Genomic DNA, 4,287 nt, shown 5'->3' on the forward strand with positions numbered 1-4,287 from the left:
AGCAATAAGAGAAATTAACATAAAAATTCTTGACGTAACAACACCTCCCATATTGTATCGGTGGGCGCCAACTCTTAACTCTGTGAACTCTGTGCCTCTGTAGTAAAAATATATACCAATAATTAATCGATAAATTGTAAGAATAGGTAAGTTTGAGTAAGTTTTATTTTTTGGCGCCACTTATTTACTAGACACAGTATTATTAATTAAAATAAGGGCAGACATTTTAAGACCAATCTCGCTTTTAAAATTAGGAGTAACAGGATTTGGCTTATGCTTTTGAACTTCATATGAAAGATGACTTTCTGCCACCCAAGCTATTTTGTAACCAAGTTGATCTGCGTGACAAACTTAGTCAAAAAAATTATGGAACATGGTGCGATCATTGGGTAAGTACCCGTTAACTTCTGTTTGGCAGATGGAGAAGAAGACATCAAACTTCATAGATATTCTTTTTTAACTAACAAATACAGTATATTGCAGGTTTAGTGAAGTACAAAAATTTTCGTTATAGTTAAAACCTTTTTATTTTATCCTTGCTTAAACATTCTAAAGGAATAATTTATATTATAGATAGATAAAAAACTCTTCCAGCAGTGTAAATCTTAATACAAGCTGCTGAAAGAGTGAAAGTGTTAATTACAACTACTGGTCTTATGGTATCAAATCAACCTCACTTTTAAATTATGCTATAGTTAAAAATTCTTGACACAACAACTGCAACCAACACAATAAGACCTAAAGCTCTGCGAAAATAATTAACACCTTGAAATAATTCTTCCCATGCCCAAGTAAATATGGCACCAAAACCGACTACATCTAAGCCTACGTTTATTTTGCCACTTGTAAAAACTAGCTGAAGTAAACTGGTAACGCCCCAGACAATTATAGGTAAATTTGGTGGTTGAGCTATAACAATATTACCATTACTATCGCGGAAGACTTTATCGAATAATGAACTTTCTGTAGTTTGCATAGTCTAAATCTACTTGTATGAGTTCCAGAACATTTTATATTTACATTATTTTTTATTTACAAGTTAGACTTCATGCCGAAGGTATATATAAACTAAACTAAAGAAAGAATATGATTTGACACCGCCAAAACACATCGCGCGTTGGGTTTATGTAACTTTAGTTCTATAATTATGTTTTTTTTATTCATGAAATAGCCTTACTGATCACAAAAATTACTACCTTAGATAGATATAAAAAAAATAACAATTAAAGGTTTTAATGTAGAGATGGCAAAACAAGCAAGCAATGCACGCTCCCTTCCTTCTTCAGTAGGAAAAACAGCTGAGTGCAACCTCCAGTAATCAGCAAAATAAGGAAGTAGGTAAAGCTATTGACAGAGTAGACGGGCGCCTCAAAGTCACAGGTAGTGCCCGCTATGCAGCAGAGTTTCCACTACCAAACTTGGTTCATGCTGTTATCATCCAAAGCACTATCGCGCGGGGACGCATCAAGAGCATCGATACAAAAACCGCAGAAAAAGCACCTGGAGTCATTGCGGTAATTACGCATCTCACAACGCACCAAAACTTGAAACAAAAGACCCGCCTAATATTAGCGAACGCTGGCGAAGAGTTTCACCAGTACTACAAGATAACCGTACTAATTATTACGGACAACATATTGGCGTTGTTGTTGCTAATACCTTTGAGCAAGCACAATACGCAGCAACACTAGTGCGCGTTACTTATACCCAAGACCATCCTCAACTCGATTTAAAAGCAAATCGAAACAGCGCTTATCCTCCTAAAGAGGTAAATGGCAACAACCCGACAGATACGCGCAAAGATAATATTGAACAAGGCTTGCGCGCGGCTGATGTGACGCTCGACGCAACATACCCCACACCTTTCGAGCATCACAATCCGATGCAATACTACTCGGTTAAGACATTTTCCTAAAATACGATCCCCCCTAACAATACCTTCGCCAAAAATATGATTGGCAAAAAGACTTTTGCCGTCAACGTTTCCAGTTAAACAAAATCTTGAATTTGTCTGCTAGGCGTTGACCCTAAAGTCGAATGTTGCTTACTTAACGTATTAATGGTGCGTGAAAGCACTGTATTTGGCGTTACATTCCTTGATAGTAATAGCTTTCACGCACCCTACCTGGTGAACAATGCTTCTACTATTGGCCCATCCCCGATGCCGTTCTTGCTCGATTATCCATTGGAAGATTTCCGCAATATACACTTGACCAATTATCTATGTGTCGCAATCACTATTTGAACCAGTATTATTTTTTCAAAACTTACGTAATAATACTTATGTTTTTGGATATTATTGATGCTAAACTAGTATTGAATTAATTCCTACTAAAGATGTTAATTTTATATGAACCAAACACAATCTAAATTTTGCTTTTGCACTTTAGCTTTCGGTAAAAGATATCGCTTACTAACATTATTACTGGCAAAAGATATTGAAAAATATTCACCCGGTACTACCTTTATTGTTTTAACAGATAAGCCTAACCATTTTGTTGAGCAATCTAATATTAAAGCTTTTAAACATCAACCTACAAGCGTAAAGTTTTACCACGATAAAAGGTTTGCTGTTGCAAAAGCTTTATCAATGTTTAATTCTTGTATATTTATTGATGCGGATATGCGGATATTAGCACCAGTTCCAAGCAATATGGCATGGTTACAAGAACCTGGAATTAAAGCGAGGTCGTGTGACATCATGCCAATAAAATATGCTGAAATTACTAATGGAACATCTAACAAAAAACTTTTAAAAGAGTATAAAATTACTAAAAAATCTGCACAAAAATTAAATTTAGATGCAGAGTGGGAAAAAATTACATTCGTTCACGAGTATTTATTCTCTGTCACTAAAGATTCAGGAAAAGAGACAGAATTTATCAAGCAGTGGGGCATATTAGCGCCATATTACGAGTTAAATGGCGTTTATGATGGGGAAGGAAATGCTGTAGGATTAGCTGCCGCCAAAGCTGGTATAAATATTAGCTGGAGCCAAATGGATGGATTATCTTTTTTTAAAGAGCAAAGAATGTCAGTTAGCCTTAAAAAAGGACAGGTCAAGATAGAAGATGTCGCAATATATTTTGAGGAACAGCGAAAAATTGAATATTCAGAACGTTCTGTTTTGGAAACATTCGTAGTTAAGTCTCTGAAAGGAATTCGAGCTATATATACATTAATAAATCTTCGATTTAAAAGTTTATTTAATCCAATTTTTTATTATATGTAGACATAGTTTAATCGCTCCTTTAATCGTACCAAAATGTTCAGTAATAACTATTACGCTGTACGTTTGGTTTCTTTAAGATAGGTTGTAGGGTGAGTAATCAAGCAATTCCCACTCAAACGATTGTGGTAAACTTGTTTCTAACCACTTTTCAACTGTTAAATTCCAGTAACGTTGAGTACCACCCGTTTCATGCGTTGAGTCGTCTAACTTCCACAAAATTTCTGGGCGCCCGGTTAATTGCAAAATTCGACCGCGTTCAAAGTCCAAGAAAACTAAACCCGCGTGGGGATTTTCAACGAAATTTCCCAAAGTGTTAAACATACCATTGCCTGTATAATCAGGAATTCTAAGAGTTCTATCATCTAAAACTCTAATAAAACCAGGATTACCACCTCGGTGCGATGCATCAACTCCGCGATTTTGATGCGCGCTGGCAACAAAAAACATGTCAGCAGTAGCAATAAATGCTCGTTGAATAGGTTCTAACGTTCGTCCAGTTCGTGGTTCTTCCAAGCTATAAGGAGTTTCTTGGTTGCAAGTTATGTGGCGCCGAGTTATAAACTTCGGGCAATTTGGATATGATTCGGTGACATCCACAAATAATCGTTCTTTTGATAAGCGAGTCGCTTTACCATTGATGCGAAGACGGCGCCGAGTTGCAAGTTCAATTACCAACATCCCAATTTGCGGATTACGCTCAATATTCGTCCAAAAAGGGTCTTGCCAATTGGGAGTAGCAATGCTCAAATCAAACTCAACACTGCGTTGATTTACTGCGGTCATAAAGCTTGGAGAACCAAACATAACCGAAGCCCAAACACTTTGCTGCTCATCCACACTACCCAACACTACCATTGGTTGCTGCTCAATAAACTTCAGGGCACCTTCCATGATTGTGTTAGTAATTATACGTCCGTTGCGTTCGGCAATTTCTGACTCACCAAAGCGCTGTTGCACTAACCGCTCACCATCGTGAAAAGGATTAGCAATTACAATACCTTCGCCAAAAATATGATTGGCAAAAATACTTTTGCCGTCAGTGTTTCAAGTCAAAC

At 36.9% G+C, this 4,287-nt stretch carries 4 protein-coding genes and 1 pseudogene; 3 read left to right on the forward strand and 2 right to left on the reverse strand.

From position 1 onward, the window contains the following. Positions 1-679 precede the first annotated feature (679 nt). The gene (locus AC2JBO_RS43570; protein ID WP_496959847.1) at positions 680-976 is read right to left on the reverse strand and encodes a hypothetical protein; all 297 of its coding nucleotides are present in this window, start codon (positions 974-976) and stop codon (positions 680-682) included. A 370-nt stretch (positions 977-1,346) separates the two neighbouring features. Between AC2JBO_RS43570 and AC2JBO_RS43575 the strand changes: the two are divergent. From AC2JBO_RS43575 to AC2JBO_RS43585, 3 genes and pseudogenes are all read left to right on the forward strand, one after another. Further along, positions 1,347-1,544: pseudogene (locus AC2JBO_RS43575) on the forward strand (hypothetical protein); the annotation flags it as partial. A 146-nt stretch (positions 1,545-1,690) separates the two neighbouring features. Beyond that, positions 1,691-1,915, forward strand: coding sequence for a hypothetical protein (locus AC2JBO_RS43580; protein ID WP_496959848.1), 225 nt, complete (start codon positions 1,691-1,693; stop codon positions 1,913-1,915). A 435-nt stretch (positions 1,916-2,350) separates the two neighbouring features. Continuing rightward, on the forward strand, positions 2,351-3,232 hold the full coding sequence (locus AC2JBO_RS43585; RefSeq protein WP_496959849.1) for a hypothetical protein: 882 nt from the start codon (positions 2,351-2,353) through the stop codon (positions 3,230-3,232). Between the two features lie 72 nt (positions 3,233-3,304). Here the strand turns inward: AC2JBO_RS43585 and AC2JBO_RS43590 are convergent, their stop codons facing one another. Further along, positions 3,305-4,189 (reverse strand): pyridoxamine 5'-phosphate oxidase family protein, encoded by an 885-nt coding sequence (locus AC2JBO_RS43590; RefSeq protein ID WP_496959850.1) that lies wholly within the window; start codon positions 4,187-4,189, stop codon positions 3,305-3,307. Positions 4,190-4,287: the final 98 nt, after the last annotated feature.

Source organism: Calothrix sp. CBUCES-K 9914, assembly GCF_059640475.1.

What these genes read in the sequence shown, in the direction of transcription:
- AC2JBO_RS43570 (WP_496959847.1), bottom strand. Translation starts at nt 976, where the DNA reads ATGCAAACTACAGAAAGTTCATTATTCGATAAAGTCTTCCGCGATAGT.
- AC2JBO_RS43585 (WP_496959849.1), top strand. Translation starts at nt 2,351, where the DNA reads ATGAACCAAACACAATCTAAATTTTGCTTTTGCACTTTAGCTTTCGGT.